This window comes from Desulfopila aestuarii DSM 18488 (assembly GCF_900143695.1).
In the GTDB taxonomy this organism is placed as follows: Bacteria; Desulfobacterota; Desulfobulbia; order Desulfobulbales; family Desulfocapsaceae; genus Desulfopila; species Desulfopila aestuarii.
In genome coordinates this window covers 221,913-233,396 of the sequence record NZ_FRFE01000004.1, presented here as the reverse complement: position 1 = coordinate 233,396, position 11,484 = coordinate 221,913, and the positions used below count along the sequence as shown (strand labels likewise).

The 11,484-nt window shown below is 47.4% G+C and carries 9 protein-coding genes; 5 read left to right on the top strand and 4 right to left on the bottom strand.

Annotated elements, in window-relative coordinates:
- Positions 1-100: 100 nt before the first annotated feature.
- Positions 101-841, bottom strand: coding sequence for an HAD family hydrolase (locus tag BUF15_RS06055; protein ID WP_084553566.1), 741 nt, complete (start codon positions 839-841; stop codon positions 101-103).
- Between BUF15_RS06055 and BUF15_RS06050 the strand changes: the two genes are divergently transcribed.
- The 3 genes from BUF15_RS06050 (at position 840) to BUF15_RS06040 (ending at position 4,685) form a co-directional block, all read left to right on the top strand.
- On the top strand, positions 840-1,217 hold the full coding sequence (locus BUF15_RS06050; protein ID WP_073612564.1) for an MTH938/NDUFAF3 family protein: 378 nt from the start codon (positions 840-842) through the stop codon (positions 1,215-1,217). The genes BUF15_RS06055 and BUF15_RS06050 overlap by 2 nt on opposite strands.
- 466 nt (positions 1,218-1,683) lie before the next feature.
- A complete protein-coding gene (locus BUF15_RS06045) occupies positions 1,684-3,405 on the top strand; it encodes a methyl-accepting chemotaxis protein (protein WP_073612563.1) in 1,722 nt (573 codons plus the stop codon).
- Positions 3,406-3,521: 116 nt separating this feature from the next.
- A complete protein-coding gene (locus BUF15_RS06040; RefSeq protein ID WP_073612562.1) occupies positions 3,522-4,685 on the top strand; it encodes an anaerobic sulfatase maturase in 1,164 nt (387 codons plus the stop codon).
- A gap of 114 nt (positions 4,686-4,799) precedes the next feature.
- On the opposite strand, the gene BUF15_RS06035 is transcribed toward BUF15_RS06040, so the two are convergent.
- Both BUF15_RS06035 and BUF15_RS06030 read right to left on the bottom strand, forming a co-directional pair.
- Positions 4,800-5,663: a dienelactone hydrolase family protein gene (locus BUF15_RS06035; protein WP_073612561.1), complete on the bottom strand. Its 864-nt coding sequence runs from the start codon at positions 5,661-5,663 to the stop codon at positions 4,800-4,802.
- Between the two features lie 59 nt (positions 5,664-5,722).
- Complete coding sequence (locus BUF15_RS06030; protein WP_073612560.1) at positions 5,723-7,201, bottom strand: AMP-binding protein; 1,479 nt, start codon at positions 7,199-7,201, stop codon at positions 5,723-5,725.
- A gap of 265 nt (positions 7,202-7,466) precedes the next feature.
- Here BUF15_RS06030 and BUF15_RS06025 point away from each other — a divergent pair, with 265 nt between their 5' ends.
- The gene (locus BUF15_RS06025) at positions 7,467-8,327 is read left to right on the top strand and encodes a DMT family transporter (protein ID WP_073612559.1); all 861 of its coding nucleotides are present in this window, start codon (positions 7,467-7,469) and stop codon (positions 8,325-8,327) included.
- Positions 8,328-8,532: 205 nt separating this feature from the next.
- Here the strand turns inward: BUF15_RS06025 and BUF15_RS06020 are convergent, their stop codons facing one another.
- On the bottom strand, positions 8,533-9,906 hold the full coding sequence (locus BUF15_RS06020) for an L-serine ammonia-lyase (RefSeq protein WP_073612558.1): 1,374 nt from the start codon (positions 9,904-9,906) through the stop codon (positions 8,533-8,535).
- 308 nt (positions 9,907-10,214) lie between these two features.
- Here BUF15_RS06020 and BUF15_RS06015 point away from each other — a divergent pair, with 308 nt between their 5' ends.
- Positions 10,215-11,456 carry an aminotransferase class I/II-fold pyridoxal phosphate-dependent enzyme gene (locus tag BUF15_RS06015; protein WP_073612557.1) on the top strand — a complete coding sequence of 414 codons (1,242 nt, stop codon included), beginning with the start codon at positions 10,215-10,217 and terminating at the stop codon, positions 11,454-11,456.
- The last annotated feature ends 28 nt before the right edge of the window (positions 11,457-11,484 follow it).

Here is an 11,484-nt window from a genome sequence, read left to right as displayed (position 1 = left end):
TTAGCTGTTACAATAGCTTTTCGACCCGGAAATACAATGAAAAGTATAGAACAATGCGAGTGTTGCCATGAGGATCAACATGCAGGATTGAGAAGTCTGTTTAAAATGAATGAAAAATTCCTGATATAGCTGCTTTGAGTGAGGTGCAATCAGGTAGGACGGTGACGTAGTCGGGGAATATGTAATCACCTTGAATTCCGATAAATGGAATGTTGCAAGTAAGGGCGGTCTGATGATCGGTATGGGCATCACCGATAAAGAGGCAGTTCTGCAGGTTGAAGTTGTAGCGTTGTTGCAGCACCTTGATATGGTCTGGTTTATGAACGGGGGAACCCATTACTGCCAGGAAATAGTGGGCCATGTTGCGCTGCCGTATAATTGTTTGTAATTCTTCTTGTGGTGTACCGGAAATGACAAACAGGGGCACGCGACCCTGAATTTCATCCAGAAAAGATTTGGCTCCAGCTATCCATGGAGCAGCGGTCACCTTTTCTGCAACCAGTTGGGAGTATTGTGTGGCTAGCTGTTGGAGCATATCTTCAGTCAGCGAACGACGCATGATCTTTTCAAAAGCATATCGTATCTTTTCGACGCGACTGATCCCGCCATGTTGTTGGTGGTGTGCTATAACTTCAGAGACCACATGGTCGCCGTACGGCTGAAAAAGAACTCGAAATGCCTCATTTTTAATGAAGTTTGAATCAATAAGTACTCCATCGAAATCAAAAAACAGAGCCTGGAGTTTTTTTACATTCATTTTGAATATTGGATGGGGTGCATGGATGATGTCGACATGGTGAATTGGCAATGATCTTTCTTGAGTAAATGAAGAGGCACGCATGGAAAACACTCAACACTCTCCCCTGATTCTTACACTTGGCTGGGGAAAAATGGAAGTCGAACTGCTAGGTCGTGGAAAGGATTTTAAATTGTGGCCGGGTGGTGGTCGGGCCTGGGATTGGGGAGAGTCCGGAACCAGCCATTCAAGAGGTATTCAGGTTGATGATGTCAAAGAACTCGTAGAGCATGGGGCCAAGGTTGTTGTGCTTACCCGCGGTATGCTACTCCGTTTGAAGGTGCCGGAAAGGGCCATAGCGTATCTTGAAAACAGAAATATCGAGGTGGTGGTAGCTTCAACAAAAACAGGTATGAAAATTTATAATGAGTATGTGGAAAAGAACGTCCCTGTCGCTGGGCTTTTCCATTCAACCTGCTGAATCGAATCTCAACAGCATCTTCAGGACTCATTCAGAGACGACTGTGAGATAAGAAAAAGCGAGATTCCCATTTGGGATACGCACATCATCACTCATGTCACAAACTGGCAGAACTGCACATGGTAATGCAATCTATCCAGAGTCTTGCTTTCTTCGCATGAACAATTCGTAACATTCTATTTGACTTTCTCAATTCGTTATTTGCACTTTGTCAAGAAAAGTATTTTTGGGGTGTACCACATGTTGGGAAAAAAATACGAATGCATTTTACTTTTTGACGAAAAGGCTACAAACTAAAGGTAAAGAGTAAAAAGGATTACGTGATCAATAACTCAAATCATTACGATGGTGTGTTGTGAACCGGGCTTGGAGAAAACGATACAAAGAGCCTGAGTTGCATGGCGAAACAGATGTATCGGATGGCGACTTTTGACAATGTAAAACCATAACAGCAAAGGAATGGACTATGCTTAACAGATTTTCAGTCAAAGGCCGAATGATGGTAATAATAGCTACCATCTTTGCACTTTTCCTCATTATGGTGTTTTTTGCGATCCAAAACGGACAGCGAGTGAAAGAGGAGGGGCTGAAAGAAACCAGTGAAGTAATGCTCAGCGATCAGAAAGCCAAGGTACAGGTTGCAAGTCATGCTATGGCTGTTGCTGTTGGTAAAGCCGTCGCAAAGGGAGGCAGTGCAGAAGAGAAGATTGCAATAATCCGTGAACTTGTAAATGATATCCTTTTTGAAGAGGATAAATCAGGATACTTTTTCGTTTATCAGGGAACAACAAATGTTGCGTTTCCCGTAAAAAAGGAATTGGAAGGTAAAAATCTTGGGGATCTGAAGGATAAAAACGGCGTCTATGTTATTAGGGAGTTACATGATCGAGCCAGTAAAGGTGGTGGTTTTGTTAACTATATCTGGCCTAAGCCTGGTGCCGGCGATGTCCCGAAAGTAAGTTATGCGGAAATGATACCAGGTACAGAGATGTGGATTGGGACAGGGGTATACATAGATAACATTGAGGCTTTTCAGCTTCAACTGGCTGATAAAATGAACAGTCAGGTCCGTTCAAATGTTATGCAGATGCTGCTGACAGCCGGATTGGTTTTTACCGGCATCATCTCCCTGGTATTGGTTATTGTTTACGGATTGGTCAAGGGTTTGAAAGAGTTGATTGACAATGTTCAGGATGTTGCAGAGGGCGAGGGAGATCTGACAAAGCGGATTACTATAACATCAAAGGATGAGCTGGGTGAGCTTGGTCATTGGCTCAATGTCTTTATTGAAAAGCTGCAGGGTATCATCCGCTCTATTTCAGTAAACACCGATCTTGTTGGCGAGGAGGCTGGAAGTATCTCGAGAATAGCTGGTAATCTTGCCGGAAACGCCCAGGAAAGTTCCAGTAGGTCGCAGAGTGTAGCAGCAGCAGCCGAGGAAATGAGTGCAAATCTTGATAGTGTAGCTGCCGCTATGGAGCAGTCCACAACAAACACCAATATGGTGGCAAGTGCTGCAGAAGAAATGACGGCAACCATCCACGAAATTGCCGACAATGCCACAAGGGCACATGAAATTTCGGAGAACGCAGTTCGACAAGCGCAAAGTACTTCGGAGCGAATGAACCGGCTTGGTGTTTCGGCAGATGCAATCAGTAAGGTCACAGAGGCCATCACTGAAATATCAGAACAGACAAATCTCCTCGCGTTGAACGCCACCATCGAAGCGGCAAGAGCAGGAGAAGCCGGCAAAGGCTTCGCCGTTGTTGCCAATGAGATCAAGGAGCTGGCAAAACAGACGGCAGCAGCGACGCTTGATATAAAAAACAAGATTGAGGGTGTTCAGAAAACAACGAATGAATCAGTCAAGGGAATAGAGGAAATCGTCACCATTATCAACAGCGTCAATGAGCTTGTTGCAACGATTACCAGTGCTGTTGCAGAGCAGTCGAGCGCCACTGCAGAGATTGCGCAAAATATTAACCAGGCTGCAGAGGGGCTTGCTGAAGTCAACGAAAATGTCAGTCAGGTGTCTGTTGTTTCCTCGACCATCAGTGGGGATATCGCTATGGTGAGCTCCGCTTCAGCAGAAGTCTCGACTTCGAGTGGTGATCTCAGTAATAGTAGTAAAGATTTGGAGAAGCTTGCCAGAGAACTTCAAATGGCTGTTGCTAATTTCAAGATTTGATGAAGTTTACTACAAGGCAAGCACAATGATCTAATAAATAGAATGACAGCAAGAGGCCGGAGAGAGAGCTCCCGGCCTCTTTTTTTATTGGGTTCAAAAGAGATGAGGGCGACGGCTTGAGCAAGTCAAGAGAGGGGGATGTTCAGGCGTTCCAAATATTCGTTAAGCCTGGGAGTTCTCGTTGTAATCTGAATTGCAGTTACTGTTATTACCTCGATGTTGGCAGACACGTACTAGCTCAGCCTTTATCCCGGATGGATGATGACCTTCTTCGGCGGTATATTCGAGGGCACATGGCCGCCTGTCGCGGACAACAGGTCCATTTCTCCTGGCATGGAGGAGAACCTACACTGCTCGGTATCGAGTATTTCAAGCGTATCGTGCAGTTTCAGAAACAGTGCTGCCCACCCGAGAAGACTATTCAAAACACCATCCAGACGAATGGTACCCTGATTAACGACCAATGGGCGAAGTTTTTTGCCGACAACGGTTTCGGTGTTGGGATAAGTCTTGATGGTCCTGCCGAACTTCATAACGAATATCGAAAAACTCCTCAAGGCAAACCTACCTTTGATGCAACGATGAAAGGGTACCAAATCCTTGTTGAGTATGGGGTACCCATCGACCTTCTTTGCGTGGTCAATGACTGCAATGTTATGTATCCGTTGCAGTTATATCGATTTTTCAAGGAGATTGGCGCAACACATCTCTCGTTTCTGCCGTTGGTCGAACCGCAACCGCATGATAGTGAGACGGTTGCCAGCGAGCGAAGCGTTCCTGCTGAAGCCTTTGGGGCTTTCCTGTGTGTTATCTTTGATGAATGGAAGTCTGATGATATTGGCAGAATCAAGGTGCAGATTTTTGAAGAGGCGTTACGTACTGCTTTTCACCAGGAGCACTCTCTCTGTCTATTCCGGCCCGTCTGCGGTGCGATTCCTGTTTTGGAGCAAAATGGTGATGTTTATGCCTGCGACCATTATGTCAAACCGACGTGGAAAATAGGTAATATCAAGGAAAATTCTTTGGAAGAAATTCTTCAATCTGAGAAACTGCAGCATTTTGGGATGGGGAAGAAAGCACAATTGCCGGAGATCTGCATGAGGTGTGAGGTAGTCAGCATGTGTAATGGTGAATGTCCGAAAAACAGATTTGTTTCGGTGGTTGGTGAGGCGGAGAAGCTGAATTATCTCTGTCCGGGATATCGGTTATTCTTTAATCACTGCCGTCCTTTTGTTGAGGCGGTGGCGGAACAATGGCAAAAAGAACTTGGGATAACCTGATAGCGACAATCTGCGGACAGAAGCGTTGCAGCCCGCAGAAAAACCGATATGTGCCAACGAGATGTCTGAGCTGGTGGTCTGGAGCCAGTGTGAAATAAATATTGAATTCTTCTTCTATTCTTTCAGCTTGGCCGTCAAGAACTCTACCGTACGTTTCCAGGCGAGATCCGCCGCCTCTTTATTGTATCGAGCAGCGTTTGTGTCATTATTGAACGCATGATTTGCACCCTCGTAGATATACATGGTGTAGACGACGCCTGCTGCATCGAGTGCTTTGGTAAAATCTGGGATACCAGCATTGATACGCTCGTCGAGGCCCGCATAGTGAAGCAGTAGTTCCGCTTTGATTTTTCCAACATCCTCACTGCCAGGCTGTTTGCCGTAATAGGGCACAGTGGCAACTATATCCGTTGAGTGGACGGCCATCTGGTTGGCCATGGCTCCACCCCAGCAGAATCCGACTACCCCAACTTTACCGGTTGAATGGGGATGGGTTTTCAAATAGGCGGCAGCGGCTACGAAGTTTTGAACAGTTTCATTCATGTCCAGCTCTTTTATCATACCGGCAGCAACTTCAGGATCAGCCGGTGAACCACCTTTGCTCGTGAGGGCGTCGGGAGCGAGGGCCAGAAATCCTTCCACTGCCAACCGACGGGCAACATCCTCGATATGGGGATTTAATCCCTTATTCTCATGAATGACGAGAACTGCTGGTATCTTTCCCGCACCCGCCGGCATCACCTCATACCCCTTGATGGTTCCGCTTTTCGCTGGGTAGGTTATAACTTCTGCATTGAGGCGCTTGTCGTCCGCTGGTATTTTTTCAGCGAAAGCGTAATTGTTTTCCAGGATCGGCAGCATCGCATATGCAGCGGCGACTCCACCAGCTATGTGGGCGAGCTTGTCCATAAACTGCCGACGAGTCATTTCCTGGTGAGAATAGGCATCGTAGAGTTCAATAATGTTTTGATCGACCATGCTGCCTCTTTTAAGGTTGTTGTGAAATGAATAGATGTTGAGTTGCCTGGTTCTGGGTTTTAACCGTATAGTTTTTTAACGGTTTCTCGATCTATCTTGCCGTCACGCATTGGTAGCGATTCCACAAATTCCACATACCCTGGTTTTTTATACCGGGCGATTCGTGACCCGACGAACTCAATGAGTTCATCTGCCGTGACCTTTGCCTCCGATCGGAGCACACATACCGCCTTGACGCCTTCACCAAATTTCGGGTCGGGCACGCCGATGACCGATACTGCTTCAATGTCTGGGTGTTGCAGGATCACCGCTTCAACTTCAGCCGGATAGACATTTTCTCCACCGGGTTTAATGAGCTCTTTTTCTGGTTTTCGTCCCTTAAACACCAGGTACCCTTGTTCATCGACCATGCCAAGGTCGCCGGTGTGGTGCCAGTCGTTACGGAACGTTCTGGCGTTAAGTGTTTCCTGGCGCCAGTATCCTTGAAAGACAAGGGGGCCGCGAACCGTAATTTCGCCGGTTGCACCAGCAGGTACCGGATTGTCATCTTCATCAACCAACTGAAAAATAGAGAGGGGGCCTTGCTTTCCTGCGGTACCAGGTCGGTCAGTGGCGGGTGAAAATGTCACAAAACCGGAGGTTTCCGATTGGCCGTAGAGTATCCAAAAACGGGCTGCGGTTAACTTTTCAAATGATTGTATGGGCTCGGGGCCGTCAAGACCAACCACGTACTTTAATGATAGTGGCTTTAGGTTGGATTTGGTGATTTCATCAGCCATTCGGCTTAAAATTGGTGGGAAGCTCCCCCACAGGGTTATGTGTTCAGATAATGAAAGACGAAGGGCTTCTTTTTCATCAAATTTTTCCATAATTATGTTCCGACCGCCTTGCTGCAGCACTGCAAGGGCCAGATTCATGCCGGTGATGTGGAAAAGTGGCAGCATGGCAAGGTAGGCGTCGTTTGCGGTGAGCCCCATGGAGACTATTACCTGCAGGTTGGCACTGAGGAGATTCGTATGACTGAGCACCGCTCCACGCGGAACACCCTCAACCGCTGCAGTATAGATGATGCAAAGGGGCGTTTCGCCTTTAACTTCGGATTCTGTAAGGGGTGGGGGATAAGTACTACTTGTGCCTCTCAGAATCTGATCAAGTTGAACGACTGGAATTTGCAAGGGCTCTGCTATCTGTCGGGCAGTGGCAAGTTGGTGGCTGTCGGTGTAGAGCAGACTGGGTTGACAGTCCTTGAGAATGTACCCTAGTTCTCCTGAGGCAAGACGCCAGTTAAGTGGTACAAGAATAGCTCCGATTTTGGCGACAGCCCCATAAAGAATGAAAAAGGCAGGGTGGTTGAAAGCCAGGATCGCAATTCTGTCGCCTTGTTGAATGCCGTTATTTGCCAATTGACCGGCGAGTTGTTCACAGCGCTCATGGAGTTCATGAAAACTGAGATGGTGTGTACCGGCGCTGATGGCTGGGGCAGTGGGGGTGATGGCGGCATTGCGAACAAAGAGATCATATACGGTAAAATCGCGCATGAAATACTCCCGGTTGCGTGTTGGAGTGGCTGTGAAATGTTGTCAGGCATCAGCTTCATATGATCATGGGAGAAGAAGAGAGTCAACAGGATAAACTCTTGACGAATGAAAATATGATGGCAGATTAAGAAATCGCTTTTATTTCTGTCGGTAACCTGCAACGATGGAGTCGTTTGTGAGTTCGGTTCCTGGCCACATGGGAAAAATCTTCCGTTAGGCCTAACCGCCACTATAATTTTCACCTTTTTGAGGCCATCATCTCTTTATGATAAAAGGATATCTATTTATTTTGTCAGCGGCCATTTTGTGGGGCTTTATCGGTATTTTTTCAAGCCTCACTTTTCAGGAAGGACTCAGTCCTATGGAAGTGGCCTTCTGGCGGGCATTATTGGGGTGGTTTTGTTTTGGTGCGCAGGCTATTGTTCGTCAACAGACCAGAGTGGAAGTGAAAGATTTGCCGTTACTGGCACTTTTTGCCGTTTTTGGTATTGCTCTGTTCTATGTTTCCTACCTATATGCTGTTCAGAGCGGTGGGGTCGCTTTTGCAGCAGTTTTGCTCTATACCGCGCCTGCCTGGGTTGTTCTCTTTTCTGTTATTATTTATCGTGAAAGACTCTCCTGGGTAAAAGGCGCTGCGGTAATTCTGGTGATGGCCGGTGTCTACTTGATTTCTCAAAAAGGCGGGTCGGATGGCATTGATATCAGCCTGTTGGCATTGATAGCAGGGTTGACTTCAGGGTTTTGCTATTCGCTCTATTATACGGTGGGTAAATATTTTTCTGGAAAATATTCATCTGCAAATATGTTTCTCTATGTCCTGCCGGTGGGCGCGCTTGGTGTTCTCCCCTTTGTTGAATTTGTTCACAAGACGCCTCTGGCCTGGGCGGGTCTTGCAGGCGTTGCAATCGTTTCAACATTTATGGCGAACTATTGCTACTACAATGGACTGAAATACCTCGAGGCGGGAAGGGCGTCAATTGTCGCGACTCTTGAGCCAGTGGTTGCTGCCATAACTGCGTATTTGATTTTTGGTGAATACTTTGCTCCTGTTGGGTATCTCGGTGTCATCCTCATTCTTGGGGCGGTGATTGCTACCGTCACAGAAAAGCCAAAGGCAGAAAGCTGAGAATTAAAAAAGAACTGTTTTCCTCTATCAGTGTATATCAACCCTGATTATCTCTTAAAAAGTCACTCTCTCGGGTCCGATGGGCTCTGGAAAAAGCTCGATGTTCGAGGCGTAGCGTCTGAAATGATGATTTGGCAATACATGTGGTATGGTGAATCATTATTTCAGACCTACAACGAAGTAGATCGGGCTTTTTACGAGTCCATCAACACTCGGTATAGCTGATTGCCAATCCGCCCAGTGACGTTTCCTTGAATTTCTCCGACATCTCAAGCCCGGTCTGCTTCATTGCGGCAATACAGTTGTCAAGTGGCATAAAATGTTTGCCTTCGCCCAGAAGAGCAAGGCTTGCCGCGGTAAATGCCTTCACTGCCCCGAATCCGTTGCGCTCAATGCAGGGGACTTGGACGAGACCGGCGACCGGGTCGCAGGTCATGCCTAAATGGTGTTCAAGCGCCATCTCTGCAGCATGCTCAACTTGAGCAGGAGTGCCGCCTTGGATGGCACAGAATCCAGCCGCTGCCATGGCCGAGGCGGAACCAACCTCACCCTGACAACCAACTTCGGCTCCGGAAATAGAACTCTTATGCTTGATCAAACCACCGATTGCGGCAGCAGTGAGGAGGAACGTTCGAACATCTTCAGCCGTAGCTTCGTGGTGATGCACAGCATAATAGAGCAGTGAGGGGATAACGCCGGCGGCACCATTGGTCGGCGCAGTGACGACCATGTGTCCAGCCCCATTTTCCTCGGAAACAGCCATTGCGTAGGAGCAGAGCCAGTCGTTAACGTTGGTCTTGTCGGGATCACGTCGCAGGCGGGTATGCAGCTGGCGGGCGCGACGTTCAATGCCCAAACTGCCAGGAAGTTTGCCGGATGCAGAGAGCCCACGTACCACAGAAGTGCTCATGGCGTGCCATATCTTATCGAGGTGGGTATTGAGTTCATCAGCTGAGCGGTGAACCAATTCGTTCTCGCGTTTCATGGAAGCGATGGAAAGATGACTTGATGATGCCATTTCCAGCATCGATTTTGCTGAATCAAAGGGGTACGGATAAGTGGCAGCCGAATGTACTCTAATAGGGGCTCTGAGAGAGGTGATCTCATCAGGAGTATTGAGAAATCCGCCGCCGATGGAAAAATAGGTCTTTTTGAGGACAGCTGCTCCCGTCTCATCGATCAACTCAAAAATCATGCCGTTAGGATGTTCAGGTAATGCCGGCCCATAATCAAAGATAATATCTGTATCCGGTAAAAAAGAGAGGGTTCCGTGGGTGTTAAGTGCGTGTTGGGATTTCAGCTTGCCGGCAATCTCCGTCACATCAAGGTCCACGAGTTTTTCCGGTGTGTGGCCATGGACACCAAGGAGAACGGCCAGGTCGGTAGCATGTCCTTTTCCAGTGTATGCAAGTGAACCTTTGAGTGTGCAACGGAGACGAAAGCTTTTTGCATCCGGTGATCTCAAAAGATAGTCGTCCGCAGCTTTTCGAAAAAGGTTTGCCGCAACCATTGGCCCCATCGTGTGTGAACTGGATGGCCCTATGCCAATTTTAAAGAGGTCGAACGTGCTTATAAACATAGCGCTTCTACTGGAATTTTATTTGTTGAGACAATCAGACTTTAGATATATCATACCATGTACAAGGTGCGTAGGCTTTTGAAAAGTTTGAGTTTCCGGATTTTGTTTTTTGCATTCCAATAAAAACAGCAGCTGGTTATTCATGTAAATCTCGTTTTACGGCGGAAATATTTAGGCATTCTGTAGTAAATCCTTTTTTGCTCTTTGTTGTTTTTTGATTCGACATGTGATACCGGCGCGTTCAGGAGATCGGTAGTATGCGTCGAAATGTACTATTACACTCTCAATTCCCACCTAAAGGAAGCAGTATGGACCAGCAGTTTACAATTCGTTTTGCTGAACGCATGAATCAGCTCCCTCCATACCTGTTTGGTATGATTAATAAGATGAAAATGGAAAAGCGTTGGAAAGGCGATGACGTTATTGACCTAGGCATGGGAAATCCTATGGATCCAGCGCCGGGGCCTGTGACTGAAAAGCTGTGCGAGGTTGCCCTTGACCCGAAGAGCCATCGCTATCCGGTTGCCGGCGGTATGAAGAATCTGAAGCGGGAAATCGCGCTTTACTATAAGCGAAATTACGATGTTCAGCTTACCGGTGAGAACGATGTCATCTGCACTATAGGTTCTAAAGAGGGCATCTCACATATGAGCCTCGCCTTACTTGGTCCTGGGGATACCGTTCTAGTACCTGCGCCTGCATTCCCTATTCATGTGTATGCTGCTGTGATTGCCGGTGCCAACGTCCTCCGCATTCCCTTGAGCTCAGAAGATACCTTTATCGCTCAGATCGAGCAGATGTGCAAATCGCTTTATCCCGCGCCTAAACTCGTAATGCTCAATTTCCCCCATAACCCGACGGGAAGACTAGCAACAAAAGAGTTCTTTAGCGAGATCGTGAAACTTGCAAAGAAATATAATTTCATGGTGATCAATGATTTTGCCTATGGCAAAGTCACGTATGATGGCTATGTCGCCCCCAGTTTCCTTGAAGTGCCGGGAGCGCTCGATGTTGGTGTTGAGTTCAGTTCTTTTTCAAAATCGTATAATATGGCCGGATGGCGGCTTGGTTATTGCGTTGGCAATCCGGGGATTATCGATGGACTTGCCAAAATTAAGGGATATTACGACTACGGTATTTTCTCAGCTATCCAGGTGGCAGGTATCGTTGCCATGCGAGATTGTGACGACTCTATCGTCGAGCAGGCTTCGGTCTATCAGAATCGGCGGGATGTGATGTGTGACGGTCTTGTTCGTATGGGCTGGGAGGTAGAGACACCAAAAGCCGGCATGTTTGTCTGGGTCAAGATTCCAGCGCCTTACGACAAGATGGGTTCAATACGCTTCTCTGTTGAGATGATGGCTCGGGCTAACGTTGCTGTATCGCCCGGTGCTGGATTTGGTGAGGAAGGGGAAGGGTATTTGCGTCTCGCCCTGGTAGAAAATGAACACCGAATTGCCCAGGCGTTGAAGCAGATGAAAAGAGCCCTGAAAGAAATTGACCAGGAGGTTGAAGCAGGCACCTTCAAGCTTGAGGAGGCTTCCGCATAAAGCGAAATTTCCTCTTTGCAGTAGTACC